This is a genomic window from Pseudomonas sp. E1MeOHC2 (assembly GCF_058745025.1).
Genome location: NZ_CP196675.1, coordinates 5634976 through 5655067 on the forward strand (window position 1 = coordinate 5634976; position 20092 = coordinate 5655067).

At 60.7% G+C, this 20092-nt stretch carries 14 protein-coding genes; 5 read left to right on the top strand and 9 right to left on the bottom strand.

The features are described 5' to 3' along the window. Positions 1 to 34: 34 nt before the first annotated feature. Together ACSSU5_RS25655 and ACSSU5_RS25660 are read left to right on the top strand one after the other, a co-directional pair. Positions 35 to 1348 carry an L-fuconate dehydratase gene (locus ACSSU5_RS25655; RefSeq protein WP_264313036.1) on the top strand — a complete coding sequence of 438 codons (1314 nt, stop codon included), beginning with the start codon at positions 35 to 37 and terminating at the stop codon, positions 1346 to 1348. Between the two features lie 65 nt (positions 1349 to 1413). After that, complete coding sequence (locus ACSSU5_RS25660; protein WP_492560201.1) at positions 1414 to 2715, top strand: MFS transporter; 1302 nt, start codon at positions 1414 to 1416, stop codon at positions 2713 to 2715. Positions 2716 to 2758: 43 nt separating this feature from the next. On the opposite strand, the gene ACSSU5_RS25665 is transcribed toward ACSSU5_RS25660, so the two are convergent. From ACSSU5_RS25665 to ACSSU5_RS25675, 3 genes are all read right to left on the bottom strand, one after another. Then, positions 2759 to 4120: a GntR family transcriptional regulator gene (locus ACSSU5_RS25665; RefSeq protein ID WP_492560202.1), complete on the bottom strand. Its 1362-nt coding sequence runs from the start codon at positions 4118 to 4120 to the stop codon at positions 2759 to 2761. Then, positions 4120 to 5502, bottom strand: coding sequence for a hypothetical protein (locus ACSSU5_RS25670; RefSeq protein ID WP_492560203.1), 1383 nt, complete (start codon positions 5500 to 5502; stop codon positions 4120 to 4122). The genes ACSSU5_RS25665 and ACSSU5_RS25670 overlap by 1 nt, the downstream gene beginning before the upstream one ends. 492 nt (positions 5503 to 5994) lie before the next feature. Further along, positions 5995 to 7020, bottom strand: a complete 1026-nt coding sequence (locus tag ACSSU5_RS25675) for a zinc-dependent alcohol dehydrogenase family protein (protein ID WP_264313032.1) — start codon at positions 7018 to 7020, stop codon at positions 5995 to 5997. 204 nt (positions 7021 to 7224) lie between these two features. On the opposite strand from ACSSU5_RS25675, the gene ACSSU5_RS25680 reads away from it, so the two are divergent. Further along, positions 7225 to 8139 carry a LysR family transcriptional regulator gene (locus tag ACSSU5_RS25680; protein ID WP_492560204.1) on the top strand — a complete coding sequence of 305 codons (915 nt, stop codon included), beginning with the start codon at positions 7225 to 7227 and terminating at the stop codon, positions 8137 to 8139. 211 nt (positions 8140 to 8350) lie between these two features. On the opposite strand, the gene ACSSU5_RS25685 is transcribed toward ACSSU5_RS25680, so the two are convergent. Both ACSSU5_RS25685 and ACSSU5_RS25690 read right to left on the bottom strand, forming a co-directional pair. Further along, a complete protein-coding gene (locus ACSSU5_RS25685) occupies positions 8351 to 9259 on the bottom strand; it encodes a hypothetical protein (protein ID WP_492560205.1) in 909 nt (302 codons plus the stop codon). 36 nt (positions 9260 to 9295) lie between these two features. Beyond that, positions 9296 to 12016 (bottom strand): beta strand repeat-containing protein, encoded by a 2721-nt coding sequence (locus ACSSU5_RS25690; protein WP_492560206.1) that lies wholly within the window; start codon positions 12014 to 12016, stop codon positions 9296 to 9298. Positions 12017 to 12651: 635 nt separating this feature from the next. Between ACSSU5_RS25690 and ACSSU5_RS25695 the strand changes: the two genes are divergently transcribed. After that, positions 12652 to 13728: a hypothetical protein gene (locus tag ACSSU5_RS25695; protein ID WP_492560207.1), complete on the top strand. Its 1077-nt coding sequence runs from the start codon at positions 12652 to 12654 to the stop codon at positions 13726 to 13728. Positions 13729 to 14018: 290 nt separating this feature from the next. On the opposite strand, the gene ACSSU5_RS25700 is transcribed toward ACSSU5_RS25695, so the two are convergent. From ACSSU5_RS25700 to ACSSU5_RS25715, 4 genes are all read right to left on the bottom strand, one after another. Then, the gene (locus ACSSU5_RS25700) at positions 14019 to 15350 is read right to left on the bottom strand and encodes an MFS transporter (protein WP_492560208.1); all 1332 of its coding nucleotides are present in this window, start codon (positions 15348 to 15350) and stop codon (positions 14019 to 14021) included. Positions 15351 to 15380: 30 nt separating this feature from the next. Continuing rightward, positions 15381 to 16067, bottom strand: coding sequence for a hypothetical protein (locus ACSSU5_RS25705; protein ID WP_492560209.1), 687 nt, complete (start codon positions 16065 to 16067; stop codon positions 15381 to 15383). Positions 16068 to 16236: 169 nt separating this feature from the next. Continuing rightward, the gene (locus tag ACSSU5_RS25710) at positions 16237 to 17586 is read right to left on the bottom strand and encodes a sigma-54-dependent transcriptional regulator (protein ID WP_492560210.1); all 1350 of its coding nucleotides are present in this window, start codon (positions 17584 to 17586) and stop codon (positions 16237 to 16239) included. Further along, positions 17571 to 18974, bottom strand: a complete 1404-nt coding sequence (locus ACSSU5_RS25715) for an ATP-binding protein (protein ID WP_492560211.1) — start codon at positions 18972 to 18974, stop codon at positions 17571 to 17573. The genes ACSSU5_RS25710 and ACSSU5_RS25715 overlap by 16 nt, the downstream gene beginning before the upstream one ends. A 251-nt stretch (positions 18975 to 19225) precedes the next feature. Between ACSSU5_RS25715 and ACSSU5_RS25720 the strand changes: the two genes are divergently transcribed. Further along, entirely contained in the window at positions 19226 to 20083 is an 858-nt protein-coding gene (locus ACSSU5_RS25720; RefSeq protein ID WP_492560212.1) for an SDR family oxidoreductase, read from the top strand. Positions 20084 to 20092: the final 9 nt, after the last annotated feature.

Sequence of the window (20092 nt, forward strand, 5' to 3'; positions counted from 1 at the left end):
TTCTCCCACTGCCTGACCAGAACAAGAGTCCGCCATGAGCATACGCATTACCCACCTGAGCGTTCGTGACATTCGCTTCCCGACTTCGCTGTCGCTGGACGGCTCCGACGCCATGAACAGCGCCCCCGACTACTCGGCCGCCTACGTCGTGTTGCACACCGACGCTGCTGCCCTCGAAGGCCACGGCCTGACCTTCACCATCGGCCGTGGCAACGAGATTTGCGCGGCGGCGGTGCAATCGCTGGCACCGATGATCGTTGGCCTGACCCTGGAAGAAATCACCGCCGACATGGGCGCGTTCTGGCACCGCTTCACGGTCGGCGACAGCCAGCTGCGCTGGCTTGGCCCAGAAAAAGGCGTGATCCACCTGGCCACCGCCGCCATCATCAACGCCGTGTGGGACCTGTGGGCCAAGCACGAAGGCAAACCGGTGTGGAAGCTGTTGGCCGACATGACCCCAGAGCAACTGGTGCGCTGCCTGGACTTCAGCTACGTCACCGACGTGCTCACCCCCGAAGAAGCCATCGCCCTGCTCCGCCGCCAGGCGCCAGGCAAGGCCCAGCGCGAAGCGCAGATGCTGCGCGAAGGCTACCCCGGCTACACCACCGCACCCGGCTGGCTGGGCTACAGCGAAGAAAAAATGCGCCAGTTGGCGCGTGAAGCCGTCGCGGACGGTTGGACCCACATCAAACAGAAAATCGGCGCTGACCTTGAAGAAGACATTCGCCGCGCCAGCATCCTGCGTGACGAGATCGGCTGGGAACGTACCCTGATGATGGACGCCAACCAGGTCTGGAGCGTCGATGAATCGGTGGCCAACATGCGCCGCCTGGCCGCCTTCGAGCCCCTGTGGATCGAAGAGCCCACCAGCCCCGACGACATCCTCGGCCACGCCGCCATTCGCCAGCGCATCGCCCCCATCGGCGTGGCCACCGGCGAGCACTGCCACAACCGGGTGATGTTCAAGCAGATGTTCCAGGCCGGCGCACTGGATTTCTGCCAACTGGACGCCGCCCGCCTAGGTGGCCTGAACGAGGTGCTGATCGTGCTGCTGATGGCCGCCAAGTACGATGTACCGGTCTGCCCGCATGGCGGCGGGGTCGGGCTGTGCGAATATGTGCAGAACATCGCCTTGTTCGACTACATCGCCGTCTCGGCATCGCTGCACAACCGGGTGCTGGAATACGTCGATCACCTGCACGAACACTTCCTCGACCCGGTGGTGATCCGTCGCGGTCGCTACATGCCGCCGCAGCGCCCGGGCTACAGCATCGAAATGCACGCCGATACCCTGGAGCGCTACCAGTACCCCAACGGCGCAGTGTGGCTCGACATCAACCGTTCCTGACTGACCAACTCGGTGTGCCGCGGCTTGCGCGGCGCACCGCCAGCACTTTTCACGGGGAAAAAACAATGACAATCCTCACCGGCGCGACAGCGGCCACCGCGCCTGCCGTCGCCACCGAACAGCGCCTGAACGGCCTGTTGCTGCGCAAATTGATGCCACTGCTCATCGTCGTCTACGTGATGAGCTTTCTCGACCGCACCAACATCGCCCTGGCCAAGGCCAGCATGGGTATCGACCTGGGCCTGTCGGCGGCGGCCTACGGTCTGGGTGCCGGCCTGTTCTTCCTGACCTATGCCCTGGCCGAAGTGCCGAGCAACCTGATCATGCACCGGGTGGGCGCGCGCTTCTGGATCACCCGCATCATGATTACCTGGGGCCTGCTCTCGGCGGGCATGGCGTTCGTCCAGGGGGAAACCTCGTTCTACATCATGCGCCTGCTACTTGGGGTGGCCGAGGCCGGCCTGTTCCCTGGGGTCATGCTGTACCTGACGTACTGGTTCGACCGCGAACAGCGCGCCCGTGCTACTGGCTACTTCCTGCTGGGCGTGTGCCTGGCCAACACTCTCAGCGGGCCGTTGGGCGGCGCCCTGCTGGAAATGGACGGCGTGCTGGGCTGGCACGGCTGGCAATGGCTGTTCGTGCTCGAAGGCCTGCCCGCCGTGGCCCTGGCCTATGTGGTGTGGAAGAAGCTACCCGACGGCCCCGCTTCGGCGCCGTGGTTGTCAGCTGCCGATGCCCAGGACATCGAGCGGCGTCTGGCTGCCGAAAGGGCTGCGGCGCCGCAACAGAGCAAGCTGGGGCAGATGTTTCGCGACAAGCAGATCTGGTTGGCGATTGCGGTGTACTTCGTGCACCAGATCACCATCTACACGGTGATCTTCTTCCTGCCAGGCATCATCGGCACCTATGCCGCGCTGTCGCCCTTCCAGGTCGGGTTGCTGACCTCTGTGCCCTGGATTGCCGCCGCAATTGGCGCCGCGACATTCCCACGCCTGGCGACCTCGCCCAGCCGTTGCCGCACCCTGCTGTTTTTCGGTTTGCTGACCATGTCGGCCGGGCTACTGCTCGCTTCGCTGTCCAGCTCCTTCATCGGCCTGATCGGTTTTTCGCTGACCGCGCTGATGCTGTTCGTGGTGCAGTCGATCATCTTCGTCTTCCCTTCCAGCCGCCTGAGCGGTAACGCACTGGCCGCCGGCCTGGCCTTCGTCACCACCTGCGGGCTGTTTGGCGGGTTTGTCGGGCCGTCGGTGATGGGCGTGATCGAACAGGCCACCGGCAGTACCCGCAATGGCTTGTGGATCATTGCTTCGATGCTGGTAGTGGCGGCGTTGATCAGCACCCGTTTGCGCCAGGGACAGGAGCAGTAGGGCACGCGTTTGAGGTTGGACGCGTTGCTTGTGGGGCAGCCACTCAGCCATCCTGCCCCACCGGCCGACCGCAGCGCAGCTCCAGCGCCTGGGCAAGCTTCTCCAGTGCCTGTTGCAGCGCATCGGGTTCCTCACCCACCCACGTCAGCGCCAGGTATTGCTGATGACGCACCTGCGTGCTGTGTTGCCCGCCAGGGACCACACGCAAGGCGGTGCCTGACAACGCTGCCACCACGCCCTCCAAGGCTACTGGTCGGTGAGGCCGCAGCCACAGGGTCCAGCCACCATCAGGCAGTTCGAAAGCCACTTGTTCGCCCAGTTGCAACTTGAGTTGTCGGCAGAGGAACTCCATGCGCCACTGCAGTTCCGCGCGCAGCCTACCCGACTGCCTTTCGATTTCACCTTTGCCGAGCATCACGGCCAGCGCCTGCAGTCGCAAGGGTGCAAGCTGAAACGCGCGCTGGGCGAAGGCTTCGGCCAGCGCGGCATGATGCCCCATCACATAGGCGTAAGGCGCTTCACCCCCCACCGTTGCATCAAACGAACCCATCACCAAGAGCCAGCGCGGGTCGACGCAATCGCGTAAACGCGCAGTCGGCGGCCCGCTGAAACACAGCTCGCTATCCAGGTCGTTTTCCAGCAACCACACCGGGTAATCGCCCAGCAGTTGGCCAATCTGCTGCTGGTCTTGCGGCGACATCAGACGGCCCTGGGGCGTGCTCAGGCATGACGGCATGACCAGCATGCCCACAGGCTCGGCACTGAGCACCCGTGCCAGCGCCTGCAGGTCCGCCGCGCCACACGCGTTCAGCGGTACCTCCAGCACGCGCATGCCGCAACGCTGCAGGGCGCGCAGCACCTGCCAGCAGCACGGTGAGTGCACCAGCACGGTACCCCCGCGCAGGGCCAGGGCCGCCAGCAGCACTTCCAGCAACGCCTGCACGTCGGGTGCGAGATGAACCTCTTCGGCACGCCAGTAATGGCTGGATGAGCGGGTATAGCGTTCGGCCAACGCATTGCGCAGCCGGGCACTGGCGACCTCTTCCAGCGGGGCAGCGCCACGCGCCCGCTGGCGTGCCAGGCGCCGCTCGTGGCTGAACAATGAACGCTCCAGCATGGGGTAAGGCGATACGTTCATTGGCCCCGGCGCCGGCAGAAGCTGACCCCCGGCAGGTATATCAACGCGCACGAAGTACCCTGACCTCGGTACGCAATGCACACGCCCCTCGTCCTCTAGCAAACTGTAGGCGCTCTGTACCGTGGCCAACGAGACGCGCAAGCGCCGGGACAGCATGCGCAACGAAGGCAAGCGCCATGGCGCTGGCCCTTGCGCCTCGTCGATCAGCGCTTCGAGGTAGTGATACACCTTCCGATAGGCGTAGTCGCCAAGTACCGATCGGCCCATCAGGGCAAGCCCCCTAGGCCAGGTTTTCCAGTCACGGACGCGGGCGGCAACAGTTTCAGGTGCACATCACGCCGGGCCAGGTTGGCCATCAAGCGCCTGGACGCGGGTTGCAGACGCCCCTCATAAATCGCCCGCAGTTGAACAAGCGGCAAGCCACTGGTATTCACCAACCAGTCCTGCACCGCATCGGGGCAAGGTTTACCTTGCAAGGCCCGATGCAGGTAAGGCAACGCCACCAGCATGTCGGAATGGCGGCACTTCAGAAAGCGCTCAAGGCCTTTGCCCTGCCTGGTAAAGGGGCTGAACAGCAGGCACACCAGTTGCGTCTGGCTCATGCCGTAGGCTTTACCCAGAGGCACCGAGCCTGGTTCGCGCTGCCCGCCTCCATCGCAAGGGCTGGCCAAGCGCAATGCTTGTCGATGGACCATTGGCTGGCTGCAACGCCTACGCAATTCGTCTAGTTGTGCCAGCGCCCGCGGGTCGACAAATGCCGCCAATGGCCAGGCGTCCAAGGCCGCGTCAAAGCGACAGCCCAGCATGAGATCGAGCTGCTCTTCCTCAAGCAGGTGCGGCAGCAAGTCATCGATCGCGATGACCCGCAACGGAGCCCCCTCGGCCTCCACGTTACTCGTAACGTCCACAGGCTCCAGTGGGGACCCGGCAACCCCATGCAACCTGCCCAGCCCGTTGGCCAGTGTCGCCAGGCACTGGTGCAGGACATGGGGGCCGCGCTCCCCTGCCTGGCACAGGCTACGTCGGGCCCAGGCAAGGTAACGCCGACGCTGGCGTGCAGGTACGGCGGTAATCAGCACATCCGCACGCGACTGCGCCTGCAGCGCAAGGCCCACGGCACCCGCCAGTTCCAGGTGCAGCCGGCTGCCCAACAGGGCTTCGGGCCTGGCATCGACCACATGCCCGAACATCAGCATGGCATTGCGTGCCAGTGCCCAGCGCTCGGTGGCAGCCGAAGGCCGCCGGCTGAAAGGCACGACCTCGCAACCTTCGGTCATCTGCAGTTGCACCCGCGGGTCATCCTGCATGAACAAGGCATTGAAGCTGCGCTCATGGTTGTCCAGCGCGGTGCCGCCAGCGGCTGGCAGGCTGACGACCAGTACCCGCAACTGAAAGGTCACAGGCGCGCGCAAGGCGATACTCAACTGGGCCGCACGCAGGATGGCCAGCAGGTGGGCACTGCGGCGGTCATTGCCTTGCACTACCAGCAAACGGAATGTCCCGATGTATTCGGGGCCACCGGCAGCAACCAGCAACCGCTGAATCAACAACTGCAACGAAGCGCGCTGCGCCTGGGACATATGGCTCAACAAACGCTCAAGCACTTGTTGGTAGATATAGTGCATCGCCTGGTCGTGAATAGTACTCACGTAATCACCTCATCAACTTCATGCATTCATTACACGGCCAACTGCACATTGCGCAACGCGTCGACCCTGAAGAATTTTCTTACAAACCTTGGGAAGTAACGACGTGCCATGCCCTGTCGCCAAGCCATCGAAAAGAACGCCCCACACCGACCATCGGCTGCGGCCATATGCTGCCCTAGCTCGGGCATAGCCATGCTCATTCCACGCTCCTTGCGCAAACTATCACCTGGCCATTATCGAGCGTTGAACATCGAATAGAAGATACAGATAAGGGTAAAAAAACCATTCAGCCACTGTGTGAATACACAATTAACAGAGCGCTCCTAGCATTCAACTTTAATTATCTTCCGAGATATTACCGCAACAATCGGCAAACTATTAAAATATGTAGTCCATGTATCCTTTCATTGTAGGAAGCATCTGAATCTTCTAAATCGCACACACAAAAAACCCGGGACACTGCCCGGGTTCCTGTTGTCTTCAAAGGCTACATCAAGATGCTTGCGCCATATCCAGCACCACCCGCCCGCCACAGGGGCATCCATCCATGTAGCGATGCGCCTCGACCACCTGATCGAACGGATACACCTTGATGATCAGCGGGGTCAGCAACTGGTCGGCGGTGAACTGGTTGATGTCCCGCAGGGCGCGCTGCAGCGCGACCTGGTCCTGGCTGATGCCCAGTTCCGGCTTGCCGGTAAAGTTACCGATGCAGTGCACATAGAACTGGATGTTCTTCTGAAACGCCGCACATGCCGGGAATGGCGTCTGGTTGCCCCCTTGCAGGCCGTACAGCACCAGGCTGCCACGGGGTGCGAGGACATCGCCGAGCAGCGACATCTGCGGCCCCCCCATGCCATCGAGGACCATGTCCACGCCGCGACCGTCGGTGTACTTGCCGACCTGCAGCAGCAGGTCCTGTTCCTCGGTGACGATCACCTTGTCCGCCCCCAGGCCCAACAGGTATTCCCGTTGCTCAGGCTCCTTGGTGGCAGCAAATACTTTGAGCCCCAAGGCCTTGCCCAGTTGCACGAACGCAGGCCCCGCGCAATGGCTGGCATCGGTAACCAGTGCGGTCTGCCCGGCCTTGGCACGGGCCAGGTCGACATAAGCGAAATAGGCGATCAGCAGCGGCGTGTAGTGCACGCTGGCCTCGATCGGCGTGAGAATATCCGGGTAGCGGGTGATCGCTGTACGTGGCAGCACGATCACATCACCGTACACCGGGTGATCATTGGCACTGGTGGCCGGGAAACTGGCGACCCGGTCGCCCACCGCAATGTCCTCGACCCCTTCGCCGACAGCCATTACCACCCCGGCCATTTCGTGGCCGATCCCCGCCGGCAGGCGGGCCTGGGACGGTGCCAGGTTCTGACGCCAGAGCACGTCATACCAGCTGACGCCGATCGCCTCGACGCGGATCTGCACCTCGTCGGCGGCGGGCGACGGTTCGGCCTGCTCCTCGCAACGGAGCACATCGGCTGCACCGAACTTGTGGAAACGGATCATGCGGGACATCGCATACCTCGCCTTGTGAACCTCTATTACCACGGACTTTATCCGGGCTTTGGCCGTTAGACCATCAGTGGTCATTAATAGTCGACATGCTTGTCATTGATTGGGCACCTGACATTCATATGAATTGGCCCCCGGAAATCGGTGCAGGGTAACAGCCTTTGGCCTTAAGATTCACCCCTGCCCCACTTTAGGCGAAGCGCACCGATGAATCGAAACGACCTGCGTCGTGTAGACCTCAACCTGCTGATCGTGTTCGAAACGCTGATGCACGAACGCAGCGTGACCCGTGCTGCCGAGAAACTGTTCCTCGGCCAGCCGGCCATCAGCGCAGCACTGTCGCGCCTGCGCAACCTGTTCGACGACCCGCTGTTCGTGCGCACCGGCCGCAGCATGGAGCCTTCGGCGCGAGCGCACGAGATCTTCGCCCTGCTCTCCCCGGCGCTGGACTCGATTTCCACCGCCGTCAGCCGCGCCGCCGAATTCGACCCAGCGACCAGCAACGCGGTGTTTCGCATCGGCCTGTCGGACGATGCCGAATTCGCCTTGCTGCCGCAGCTGCTCAAACGCATCCGCGCCGAGGCACCGGGTATCGTGCTGGTGGTGCGCCGGGTCAACTACCTGCTGATGCCGACGCTGCTGGCCTCTGGCGAAATATCGGTGGGGGTCAGCTACACCAGCGAGCTGCCTGCCAATGCCAAGCGCAAGGTGCTGCGCCGCAGCAAGCCGAAACTGCTGCGTGCCGACACCGTGCCCGGCAGCATCACCCTGGACGATTTCTGCGCCCGGCCACACGCCCTGGTGTCGTTCGCCGGTGATCTGTCCGGTTTCATCGACGAAGCGCTCGAAGAAATTGGCCGCAAGCGCCACGTGGTGCTCGCGGTGCCGCAGTTCAATGGTCTGGGGAGTTTGCTAGCCGGTACCGATATCGTTGCCACGGTGCCGGATTACACGGCGGATGTACTGACGGCGGCCGGGGGGCTGCGGGCCGAGGACCTGCCGATGGAGGTGCGCAGTTTCGAGCTGCACATGGCGTGGCGGGGGGCGCAGGATAATGATCCGGCAGAGCGGTGGTTGCGGTCGCGGATACAGATGTTTTTTGGGGATCCTGAGAGTCTCTAGTCGATGTAATCCTTACCACTCATTCAACACATCCGGGAGAACGCTCATGAACGTCAAGCTGTTCCGAGCATTGAGCCACCTGATAATGGAGGCGACTAGGTGAGGGATTGCGCGTTCGTCCCCCCCTCGATGCGCCCACTGTAATCCACTTGTAACGGTCCAAGGCTACACCTGTTTGCCAGACCGCCCAGTACAGCTGCATGGGGCGCCACTAGAAATCGGAACACCCGCCCTGCTTGTCGCTCGCGACACAGGAACTGAGTTTAGGTCGCGACTTGACCAGCGACCATTCACGCGCCAGTACATCGCCATCCTGCACGGTGTCGGCCACGGTCACCCCTGGCGCGGCACACATCGCCGCGCCCCCCATGTTGTGGTCGTACAGCCATGTATCCGGGCGTTCGCGGGTCCAGTCCGGCCGAGTCTCAACTGCGGTAGTCAGGTAGTTGGTCCAGACACCAGGCGTAACGGTCAACAGATAACCTTCGGCGGAGGTGAATGTGCCATTGACCGGGTACGTACCAGGCCGGCCACCGACAATGAAACCGCTGTCGGACGTGCCGATGATGCCATTGCCGTTGTCTCCCAGGATCAACCCGCTGATGGATATGGGCACCATGCGCAAAATACCCGCCGGGCTGCCCCCAGAGCCGATGGTCACCTGAGCGGTGGGCTGCGCCCGGTAAATGAAGTGATTATCGCCGGACGTTTGCGCCAGGCCGGCAGCGCTGACGCAAGCGCCGCCAAAAGCGCAACCGTAGAGGTTCGGGAGACTGCCCGAGCCAACCAGGCCGCCGCGGCTCTCGCCTACCCAGCTGTCTGCCCATATTTGCCAGAAACTGCTCGCCGAAAGCGTCTGCCCAGACGGGTTCTGCAGCCGTCCCCCCGTCACCAGCACAGCACTGCCCGCTGTTGCCGTAACCGGTTGATCGAGCGTGAGATCACCTTGCAGATTGCGAATGAACACGCTTGCGGCCTGTACGCCGGAAACGCCATTGACGGTGCCTATGCTGAGGTTGTCCAGGTTCGTGAAGGAAAATGCCTCAGCGGCGCGCCCAGCCAGAATGTGTGGCGCGTTGTCCACGTTATCGAGCCTTACGCTACCTGCGAGGGCTTCCACCAATACACTTTCCGAGACGATATCAGCGCCCGCGACCTAGGTGACATCACCGCTGGCTGCACGCAGTGTCACTTGGTTTGCACGAACACCTGACGTGCCTTCCACGGTTCCCAAGCCCAGGCCATTGCTGTTGGTGAAACTGAAGGCCTGTGCGGCCCGCCCCGCCAACAGGGGGGCCGAGTTGCTGGGATTGTTCAATTGCACGCTTGCGTTGCCGCTGACGGCCAGCAAGTTGCCCGTTTTGACATTGGCATCGGGCGCCTGCAACAGGCTGCCTTCATCGACCGTCAGCACCGTCGTCGCGCTTGCGCTGGTGCCTGCTAGTTGACGCACGCTCGTAGTGTCCGAGCCCATGGCACCAAAGGAAAGATTACTGAGCAACAAATCGCCAGTATGATCGGTGAGGCGAAGGTCCGTGGCAGCACTCGCCGCGAAGCGGCCAATGTCATTGCTGGAACCGAGCAGAACGCTATCACGACGCGAACTCGCCACCAACTGTTGCGCAGTGATAACGCCTGTCTGGCTCTGGCGGATTGCACCCTCTGCCAGCAAGGCAAGCGCCCGATCACCCACACGCAACGGTGCGCGCACGTCAATTGACCCGCCACTGCCTTCAGCTTGCAATGTGAGCTGAATACCGTTAGCCACCGAGGTATCACCGGTCACGATAATCTGCCCGGTCTGGATATCGCTGCCAAGAATCAACAACGGCGTTGTAACTTGATCGAGAATATCCTGACCGATTTGAAAACTGCTGAGGGGGGCTTCCCCATCAACGCCACCGCCGATTTGTATCAGCGTCGATACATAGTCTGTCAATTCACCTAAGTCGCTCACACCGCCGGGACGAAAGTTTATCGAGCCCTGCCCTTCAAGGGTGCTGTCGGAAATAACCAAAGCAGACGGCCCCGGACTGTCTATGGCCGCCCTGAACTGCAACTGATTACCCGCAAACAGTGTACTGGCGTTAATCAGCAAGCCGAAGACATTCGTGCTCTCAGCGGCTTCAGCTGCCACGCTTACGTCACCACGCTTCGAGCGTATTTCACTGGCAACCGTAGAAGAATCGATCTGAACCGCCGCATCACGGGTAGAGGCAGTGATACGTCCTCGAAGGTCGATACTTCCTTCATCTGCCACGATACGACTACCGATGACCTGCAGGCCTGAGCGATTATCCACTTCATTACCGGATAGCCCTGCCTCCCCCGACAAGGTGATGCTACCATTTTGCGTTTCAACATGGCTATCGAGCAACATTACGCCCAAGGTGCCATTCGGGGAAGCACCGCGTATTAGAACCTCCCCGCTGGCAGTAAGAATATCACCCGCTTCAATGTGAACACTGACGTCGTTGGATGAGCTCGCCCTCAGCGTTATTGATCCAGCGGACGATTCAAATTCAGTACCTAGCACCCCCAGCGCGACCGCATTGATTGAACTACCGCTCAGTGTCAAATCAGCCCCTTGCACATCAAATCGGCCACCCGCTGTTTGCAACCCAGTGGCGTCATCGGAATGAGCACTCATCAAGATACTCCCAGACAACGCGTTGAAGTCACTTCCGGACAGCAACATGCCCTCAGCGTCGGATGAGCGCCCACTCACCACCACCTCACCACTGTTTAAATTCAAAACGGTATCACGCCACTCCACGCCGAGCGCATCCAATGAGCTGCCACTCAGCGTAAAATTTCCACTTCCTACGTTTAGGGTAGTGCCTGCGAGCGCCACACCGGTGTCCTCGAGCGACGCGCCACGGATACTCATGTTTCCACTGCCGACACCTAAGGTGCTCGCCGACACCTGCACACCAAATGTATTCGTTGAAATCCCTGCAAGCGACACTAGTCCGCTATCGGTACCGATTGTACTGCCCAGCACCGCTAACCCGAACAGACCCTCTGTTGTAGAGCCCGCAAGCGCCACACTGCCCGCGCTGGAGAAAATCCGGCTGTTGTTTCTCACGCTGATGCCACTGTCAAAAAAACTCCCCCCCGACAAGCCAATAGTACCTCGGCCCGATTCGATCACGCTGTTATCTACAATGATGCCAATATGGTTCGCACTTGGCCGTTGCCCTTCAATAAAAATATTGCCGTCCGCCGTGCGAATTTCCGAATTAAACAAATTGACCACCGTGTCGCCTGCCGTATGCCCACGCATCACGACGCCGCCACCACCTGACAACGCGCCATCCCGTGTATCAAGCCTCAACTCACTCAGAATAATTGCCGGATCGACCGTGGTCACCGTAGTTGCTTCTGGCCCTCCGCCCGCCAGAAAACTCACACTACCGCCATTCGTTCTGATGAGTGACCGAGTGTCCACAACACCGTCATCGTCGATATCGACATCATTCAAGCCACCGCTGACGAATGCAAAGTCTATGTCTCCCACTTCCGGACGAAAACCATTGGCATTGGCATTAAATACAACATTCAAAGGCCCTGACTCAGACACCATGTAGAAATTTCTACCCACAATATGCTCGTTCGCGTCAAATCGAAGTTCCAATGGTGCCGTCCCTGCACGCCGCCGTATAAATACGCCAGGCTGAATAGTGATATTCCCACCGGTATCTGACGCGGTGGCGGGCCCCGTATGGATTGTCACATTACTGCCGGCATCAAGCGCCAAGTTGATATCAACATCCATAATCGTCGAATTTTCCGTGACAATATCGAACGGTGCTGCCAGCACGCAGCACACATCAGCAGGGCTGTGCCGTATCGTGATATCAAACGGATCGATCACCCATGTACCCGGTGGCCGCAACCCCCTTTGCGGCTGGGGTTGCTGGGTATGAACTGTCTGGTTGTCGGAGATGATCCAGTGGCACTGCGGTCCACTGTACAGCTCTTGCAGGCTTGGGGGTGCGAAGCACAGGGCGCGACACCTGCCGACGAGGCGTCAGCGCTATTGAGCAGCAGCCAATGCTTTGAAATGGTGCTCTGCGACCTGCATCACCAGGATCAACGGGCGTTGCTGGCCCTGCTGGAGCAAGTCTACCGCCTGCAGCCCAAGGCATTGCCGATCGTTGTCGATATGCTGTCAGTGGTATGTGACCCGAAATCAGGCCGCGTTACCCGCCTGTCACGCCCATTGGCACCCGCCAAATTACGCGCCTGCTTGCTGGCAAGCAGGCTGCGATCATAAAACGGCCTATCACGACGACTCAGGGACGCAGTGGGCAAGCGTTTGAGCATCTGAACGAATGCCCCCTGGTTTCGCCAGCCCCGAAACCGTTGCGTCGATTGGGGATTTCGTACAGCGCCTAATAGCCAAAGGTAGTCATTCAATGCGTACAGAACAACGGGGCGATTCATAAAGAAATTTCAGATCTATACTCTAATTTCCTGCAACAACGTCAAGTCAACGGAGCCTAAGCCATGAATCTAAAAATATTATTCGTGATAGCGACCCTTTGCTCCGTGGGCGCAGGAAATTTATATGCATCAGACTGCCCTCCCGCACCAGCCGCAATCACAAATATAGGAGCAGACGTCATCTCAAATATCGAGGGAAGCGCAGGGAAGTTAGCCGGCGCAAAACTCGTAGACCTTTCAGTGAAAACCAAAGTGGAGGTGAAAAGCCTTTATGAAAATTACCCGAATCTAGACCAGATTGTTGTACTTCAAATGCTGTCGGCCGAATACTGCAAACGGTTAAATAGCACAGACCTCTCAAGTGTCGAAAAATTAAAACGCTGGGAAAAATTTCAAGACCAGATAATGGAAAACTATATCGCTCCAAAGCAATCAAAAAACACACAAACCACAATAAATATAAAGAACATAAAAAATATCGAAAACATAAAGAACATAGAAAACGTTCGAATTACCCAGAAAACCACCACAGAAGAAAACAGTGGCGCCGCCACTCATCTGTCAGCCGACTCGATACTCGACGTTAAGTTTGGGGTTCCGCTTGAAAAATTAAACACGGACGCACTGGTTACAACATCGCAAAGCCAATACATAAAATACTGGCAAGATTTTCTAGGTTCAAAGTTTGAGGTTTTTCAAATACTTCAGAAGGGTAAAACGTCGCGAGCAAGGCTATGGCAAAGCATAGATGGATCCTATAGCGGAAGCAGGAGCGAGGCGATAGGACCTGACAGAGCGCATACACAATCGCTTTGCAGCATAGACCAGTTTAATAAGATGGTGGGTGATATATCAAAAAAATATGGCGCACCCAACGGCTCGCAAGAGGGCGCGAACTACAAAGAAGCTCAGCGCCTAGGCACAACCTATTCGCAGGTGTCCCGCGGGTCGTACTGGAAGATAAAAGACGGATCGATGTTACTCTTGCTTATGAAAGACTACGAATACGTCACCCGCTATACGTTGGGCGCTAAAAATCACCAGGATAACATGTGGGGGTGCCGGACCCAACTGTGCGCCATGCCGCCCAACTATAAAAGCATGTGTTTTGAAATACCTAAATTGACCATACCCTTGTAACCCCCTTCACCGACAAACAATCTCGAATACATTCGAAGCTTGCTGTATGGTCATCCATCGCTGTGGGAGCGGGCTTGCCCCGCGATCTGCCGCAACGCGGCAGCAAAGCCTGAATCCGCGGCGTCTTTGATACTATTTGATATCGGGTACAGGAGCGCTTCGCACTCCATCGCGGGGCAAGCCCGCTCCCACAACGATGGATGACCCTACTTTTCGTACAAAACCTTTGAGCACCAAGTCGAACAGGCGCTGGCCGATGGGGGTGATGGCGGGCAGCACGCTATTTATTGTCATGGTGATTTCGCTGAGCCAACCGTTGTCGACTTTGATGTTACGTCCGAGAGCCCGTCAAATGCTTGAGAAGAGCATCCCTGCGTCTTGCTATCCAAGTTATGCGGATGCACTCGGAAGGAGACGCCAAAGCGGTAGATGAGTAGTCCGATTGCGGCCACGGCGCCCAAAGCGACAAAGGCTGCGCTGTAGCCGAAATGATGCGCGATCCAACCGGCGAGTGCGTGACTCATGGCCGCACCTATCCCTTGGACCGCCATCACTGCACCCAGCCCTGCATTGACGTGCCCAGTGCCCCGCAGGATGCAAGCGACCAGCCCAGGCAAGGCGACCCCCAGTAAACCCGCCCCTATCCCGTCCAGGGCTTGTACCGGAATCAATGCCCACGGGGACGCCCAGAATCCGGCGATTAGCCCTCGCAAGGGTAAGGCCAACAGCGCGGTTATGATCAATGCCCGATACCCGTGCCGAGAGGCATACCACCCTGCCCAAACCGCCACAGGAATCATGACTAGCTGCGCCACGATGACGGTCGATGCCGTGAACACGCTGGGGTCCGCCAGCCCACGCGTGACGATCGACTGCGCGAACAAGGGCAACATCGCGGCATTGCCCAGGTGAAACAGCAGCAGGGTGATCGCGAGCAGGCCCAGCTCACGCGAATCCGTCAAAACCCGCCATGTGGAAGGCGAGGGACTGCTGCCTTGCGCAGGCTGGTTGCAAGTGAGCTCACCACCGCGGGCCCGCTCATGATTGATGTCCTGCGGCTGGATCTTACGCAAGCAAGCAAGCGCCGCGCACGCCATAAGGGCCATCAAAACGAATACGGCTGACAGCCCCCAGCGGTAGCCTGCCAGCCCGGCCAATGCAGCCGCGACCACGTTGCCGGCATGGTTCCAGGCCTCGTTGATGCCGAGCTGGCGAGACAAGTCTCGCTGATCAACAATGCCCAAGGTGATACCCATGATGCCAGCGCCCATCAACGCGCCAACAGCCCCCGTCACCACCTGAGAGGCGACAGCGACGCCGAACGACGGCGACGTCCATAGCGCTGCCATGGCGAGCATGAGTACGACGGTGCCACTTGCCAGGAGAAGCCGCTTATGGCGCGAAGCGTCGATCCAGGCCCCCATCGGCGTGGTCGCCAGCATGCCTGCAACGCCGCCGGCGGCCATTACGTAGCCGATGTCATCGGCTCGCCAGCCGTGACTGGCCAGAAGCACACCGAGGAAGGGGCCCAGGCCGTCACGGACGTCAGCCAGGAAGAAGTTCAGGCCGGACAACCAGCTCCGCGAACGGGCATGCGTTGAGGGTTCGGAAGTCGTTGTCATCGTCATTTCCTAGTGCACAGAGGCACTTCCTTAAGGCGCGCGGTCGTAGAGCGGCTGCAGGGTGGAGAATGTGGTGCCCATGCTGACGGCTTCCAAAGCAGTGCCAAACGCATTGCGCGTGCCCAGCCCGGATGCCGCGAACGGTGCGCCCTTCTGCACGGAAAGACGCAGGCTCTCTGGCGGGAAACGAACGATGCTGCCATCGCTCAGGATGACGCCGTTGGCCTCGCCCCGTGGCCCCGTGAGCACGGTATCCACCTGGCCTTCCACCTGCTGGGGCTGCAGACGCTGGGCGCGCAGGTGTGGCGGCAGGACTCTGCCTTCGCCAACCGGCGGCGGCTGGTCGTACACGGTGCGCCCGCTCTCGGAGTGGATGATGGCGTCGGCCTTGACCGTGCCCCGCGTTTCCACCCGCCCGATGATGCGGACGGCATCCCCCACCTTGACCGTGGCCGTGAGCGCAGCGGCCATGTGCGGCGCAAACTTGGCAATGGTTCCGTCGCTCAGGCGCAGGCCGTCGACCTCACCGTAGGGATTGATGAGCATGCGCTGGACCTGGCCTTCCACCGCGTACTGGCCCATTGGGCCAGGGGCGTCCACCCCGTGATACGGTGTCAGAGGCAGATAAGGGTGCGGGTCGGGCGGCATGGCCTGGGCACTGAGGCTACACAGGCCGAATGCCAGCGCAAAAAACGTGGCGATGAAATGCGTAGACATTGGAGAAGCTCCTTAGGTTGAGTAAAAACACCCAACCTGCGTGGCAAGCACCATGCCAAGTATTATTTTCAATTAAATCAATCACTTATGAGCGTATCGGGGGATGCACCGTCCGATTCCGTGACGCCAGGGTGTCACAGAATCGGACACCGGTTTGCGTGCGAAGGGGTCAGCCCAGATTGAACTCAGCCAGCTTGCGGTAGAGCTGCTGGCGAGACAGACCGAGACGCCGCGCCGCCTCTGCGCGGTTGTCGGCCGTTGCAGCTAGAGCGCGCACGATCATCTCGCGTTCCAGGCGGGCAACAGCCTGTGCCATAGGGCCCTCCCAGTCGATGTCCAGGCCCGGGGTGAGCGCAGCCGCCGTCTGCAACCCGATGTGTTCGACGTCGATGACTGGGCCGTGGCTGAGGATGGCCGCGCGTTGCATGGCATTGCGCAGTTCGCGCACGTTGCCAGGCCAGGGATGGGCCAGCAGCAGCCGGGCGGCCGCCGCGCTCAACCGCTTGGGCGAGTCGCCGCCCAGCAGGCGTAGAAAGTGTTCGGCCAGCAGCAGCACGTCGCCCAGGCGCTCACGCAGCGGCGGCAGCCACAGTGGCACGACCTGCAGGCGGTACCACAAGTCTTCCCGGAAGCGCCCCTCCTTGACCGCGCTGGGCAGGTCTCGGTGCGTGGCCACGACGATGCGCACGTCCACGGGCTGGACGCGGTTGGCGCCGACGGGCGTGATCTCGCGTTCCTGCAACACCCGCAGGATCTTTGCCTGCGTGGACAGCGGCATGTCGCCTATCTCGTCGAGGAACAAGGTGCCGCCATCGGCCTCGCGAAAGCGCCCGGCGCGTTCATTGATGGCACCGGTGAACGCGCCTTTAACATGACCGAACAGCTCGCTTTCCATCAGTTCGGCCGGGATTGCGGCGCAGTTCACTGCGACGAAGGGGCCGGTGGCTCTAGCGCTGTTGCGGTGCAAGGCGCGCGCCACCAGTTCCTTGCCTGTACCCGTCTCGCCGAGGATCAAGGCGGTGGCATCGGAGTTTGCGGCCAGCCCGATGCGCTTGAAGACCTGGCGCATGGCCTCGCTGCTACTGACCAGTTCGGTGCCGTCCACGGGCGCTCTTGCGGCAGGCGATGCCCCGGCCGCCTGAGGTTTGTCTGAGGTGTGGGCTGCTCGCCGCAAGGCCCGCTGGAGCGTCTCGACCAGGGCGACCCTGGTCACAGGTTTGGTCAGATGGTCGAACGCTCCCAGGCTCATCGCCTCGATGGTGTTGCCGCCACTCGCATAGGCAGTGAGCATGATGCAAGGCACCTGCGAGATGCGCGCCGCGCGGCGCAGGAACACCAGACCATCCTCCCCCGGCAGCCGCAGATCGACGATGGCCGCATCCACGTCCTCGGTGCGCAGTCTGTGCAGGCCTGCATCGGTGGTTCCAGCCTGCACGACCGCATATCCCAGATCCTCCAGCATTTCTGCAAGGCTGTCGCGGAACGCGGCGTCATCGTCGACGATCAGTATTCGGGCCATGGTAGCTCCATTTCTATACGCGTTCCCTTGGCCGACTCGGCGAGACCAACCCGCCCGCCGTGGCCCTGCACGATCTCGCGCACCAGCGCCAATCCCAGGCCGGTACCTCCTGCGCGGGTGGTGGCGAAAGGCTCGAACAGCGTATCGCGCAAGTCGGCCGGAATGCCGGAACCATCGTCCGCCACCCACAACAGCAATACGCCACGGCGCGGGCGACGCGCACCGAGTTCGATTTCGCCGAGTGCTCCGGTGTGCGCCAGCGCATTGAGCAGCAGGTTGTCGAAGACCCGCGCCATTTGTGTCGGGTCGAACAGCGCAAGCCCCTTCGCGCTCGCGGCCAGCGCCGGTTCAACCGCCATTGTGATTCGTACGCCATTATTTTGCGCCGCTTCGGCGTGGGCATTGCGTCGCGCCTCCAGCCATTCCTGCAGGTCAACCGCCTGGCGCTCGGCGCGAAACGGTTGCGTCAACGCCAACAGGCTCGACACCAGCGTTTCCAGGCGTGCCGTTTGCGACAGCACGGCCTCCAAGGCCCCCGCCACACGGGCTTCACGCCGCTCGGTCGGCGCAGCCATCGCGTTTTCCACCTTCATGCGCATCGTGCCCAAAGGGTTGCGGATCTCGTGCGCGAGCCCGGCGCAAATGCGCCCCAACGTGGCTAGACGTTCGGACTGGGCCAATTGCTTTTGCAGATGGGCTGACTGGCGCTGCCAACGCGAAATCATCCAGCCCAGCCATGCGCCGGAGAGCACGACCAGCGCCAGCAGCAGGCTCACCGCGAGGATCAAGGTGTTGACCGTACCTGTGGCCAAAAGGGGCACGCGCATCAGGGTCCAGGCGATCAGGCGCCGGTCATGGGTCGCCACAGGGCATGCGGCGAAAGCCACGGCTTCGCGTAAACCCGGCCGGACGTCCGCCACGAGGCCTGCGGAATCCTGCGCGCGCTGGGCCGTGGAGGAAATGCGCTCCAACTCGGCACTCGGGGGATCGCGCTTGATTCCCGTACCGTCGTAGGTTGGGAACGCGTAGGCCACCACGCCCGCATCCGCTCGCCAGAAGCCGCCCTCCATGCCCGGCTGATCGCGCAGTGCCAAATCGAGCACCGCCTGCATTGCTGCTGGGGTCATGGGATAGGGCTGATTGTCCGCAGACGGGCGTTGCTGGCGAACGCGTGCTGCACCCGCTTGCAGCGCCTGGCAACTGGTTGAGGTGAGTTGGCGCGCATACGCAATCTGGGGGCCGGCGCCTTGGCGGCTGAGTATTAGCAGCAGCCATCCCAGCACAAGAGCAACTGCGGCAATGGAAAGCCACAGGATTAGCAGATCACGTCGAACGGGTGGTTGCAGCGACAGATCAAATTTCCTTTGATATGAGGCGCCGCGGGTCAATCGGTGGGCGTCTTGGTGGCAACTGTGCCAGATGGCACATTGCCGTGCAAGGACACGGTCAGTGATGCACTCCGGAGTCCGCTGCAAGCCCCGAAACAGTGCAAGACGGTCCAGCGGTAGAGCAGCCGATTCACTAAAGATTCACTGCAATGGCTAACCAACCGTCCGTCGTTCAAACCCAGCATCCACTTTAACGCTGGCGTCGCGAGCGGCTCGAAGGGTAATGAATGTTCTCAACTGGAGCGTCCACCATGAGTGACTACCCTACTCCGCCCTTCCCCTCCCAACCGCAAAGCGTTCCCGGTTCACAACGCAAGATGGAGCCCTATCCGGACTGCGGTGAGCAGACCTACGCCGGCAACAACCGCCTCGAAGGTAAAATCGCCTTGATCACCGGCGCCGACAGCGGCATCGGGCGTGCGGTAGCAATCGCCTACGCTCGCGAGGGCGCTGACGTTGCCATTTCCTACCTGAATGAGCACGAAGATGCCCAGGAAACGGCGCGTTGGGTTGAAGCCGCTGGCCGGCAGTGCCTGCTACTGCCGGGCGACCTGGCGCAAAAGCAGCAGTGCTACGACATCGTCGACAAGACCGTCGCGCAGTTCGGGCGCATCGACATTCTGGTCAACAACGCCGCGTTCCAGATGGCTCATGAAGGCCTGGACGAGATTGACGATGATGAATGGGTGAAGACCTTCGATACCAACATCACCGCTATTTTCCGTATTTGCCAGCGCGCGTTGCCCTCGATGCCAAAAGGCGGTTCGATCATCAATACCAGCTCGGTCAACTCCGACGACCCATCACCCAGCCTGTTGGCGTATGCCGCCACCAAAGGCGCCATTGCCAATTTCAGCGCAGGCCTCGCCCAGCTGCTGGGCAAGCAAGGCATTCGGGTCAACAGCGTGGCGCCCGGCCCGATCTGGACACCGCTGATTCCTGCCACCATGCCAGATGAAGCGGTCAGGCACTTCGGTTCGAGCTACCCAATGGGACGGCCTGGGCAACCCGTGGAAGTGGCTCCGATCTACGTGTTGTTGGGCTCTGATGAAGCGAGTTACATCTCGGGCTCACGCTACGGGGTAACCGGCGGCAAACCCATCCTCTGATCAAGGGCG